1 protein-coding gene and 1 pseudogene are annotated in these 1,575 nt (G+C 62.8%); both read left to right on the forward strand.

The genetic code is table 11. The features are described 5' to 3' along the window. Positions 1–1,266 (forward strand): glycosyl hydrolase (locus AWB65_RS34815; protein ID WP_087671256.1); only part of this gene is annotated, 1,266 nt, incomplete at its 5' end. Between the two features lie 111 nt (positions 1,267–1,377). After that, a pseudogene (locus AWB65_RS38005) lies at positions 1,378–1,464 on the forward strand (3-oxoacyl-ACP reductase); the annotation flags it as partial. Positions 1,465–1,575 lie beyond the last annotated feature (111 nt).

Raw genomic sequence — 1,575 nt, forward strand, 5'->3', positions numbered from 1 at the left:
GGCGGGTTTGATTCCACCGATGCATCGGGCGGGCTCCCGGCCGACGTGTCCAAGGCGAGCACGGTTTCGCTCTCCGGCGCGACGGCTCCGCCAGCAGCATCCCTCACCGACAGTGCGGGCACGGTCTGGACGCTCCTCAACGGCCGCGTGATGAAGAACGGCACGGGCGTGTCGACGGGCTCGAGCGTCGCGCAGGCGCTGCTGCTGTACTTCAACGGCATCATCTACGCGCAGAACGCGAGCGGCGTCTGGTATCAGAACGGCTCGCCGTGGAAGAACATCGGCACGACGGATCCGCGCAACGTGGTCAAGCCGTCGAACACGTCGCTGTTCTACGGCATCAACGGTCATATGGCGTGGGGTTCGGGCATTTACTTCACCATGACGGCCGAGCAGCAGCTCGCCATCCTGAAGGATCTGGGCGTGACGATGTATCGTTGCGACACCGCGGACGCAGGCATGTCGGCGACGCTCGCGATGGCATTGCGCGGCGCGTTCGCGGGCAGCGGTGTCGGCATCATGCCGGTGCTCAATCCGCGTTCAGCGGGCTGGAACCCGACGGGCACCGAAGCCGCCGCCTATTCGCTCGGTTATGACATGGCTGTGCGCTGCGCGCAACCGCTGAAGGGCCTCGTCACGCATATCGAATGCGGCAACGAACTGGATACCATCGGCCTGCAGATCGGTGGCGACGGCAGCCAGACCACCGACTGGAGCCCGTCGCAGTGGCCGGCGTTCCGTGGCGTGATTCGCGGCATGATCGCGGGCGTGAAGGCGGTCGATCCGACGATCAAGTGCGGTGTGAACGTCGGCATTCCGATGGCATATCGCGCGCTGCAGATGCTGTGGAACGGCATCTCGCCGAACGGCACGGCCATGGGCATATCGGGCGCGGCGCCGCTGCAGTGGGATTACACGACATATCACTGGTATCACAGCTCGGGCAAGCTGGAATGCGCGGGCCGCAACAACGCGTGTATTAACGTGCTGCAAGTGCTGAAGGACTCGTTCAACGTTCCGATTTGGCTGACGGAATGGGGCTGGTCCGGTTCGGCGGATTCGCCTTCGGCGCAATCGGCGTATGTGCAGGAAACGATGGCGTCGTACTACGCGATCAAGGACAAGTACAACATCGAGTGCGTCATGATGTACGCGGTCATCGACCAGGACTACGGGCTGATCCAGGCCGATGGCGTGACCAAGAACCCGGCCTACGCCACGTTCAGGAACTTCGTCGTGGCCAATCCGGTGAAGACGACGGCGTAGCGAGCGCCACGCGGTCACGTCGAACGTGAAGGCAAGCGATTTCTCGTGGCGGCGGAGCATGAAGCCATCCGGCATAATGCCCCGACCGTCAACAAGTAACCCGAGGAATCCATGCTGCTGTCTGAACAGGACGTACTCGTGACCGGTGGCGCACGCGGGCTCGGTGCGGCGATCGTCGAAGCGCTCGCACGCGAAGGGGTTCTTTCGCATTAACGCGGGGAAGGTAAAATTCGAGGCTGAGGAAACCGCTTTGGTCACACGATGAAAAAGACACTGACGCCGGTTCTGTCGCGGTAACGGCAAGACGCT

The sequence above is a fragment of the Caballeronia humi genome (assembly GCF_001544475.1).
Lineage (GTDB): Bacteria > Pseudomonadota > Gammaproteobacteria > Burkholderiales > Burkholderiaceae > Caballeronia > Caballeronia humi.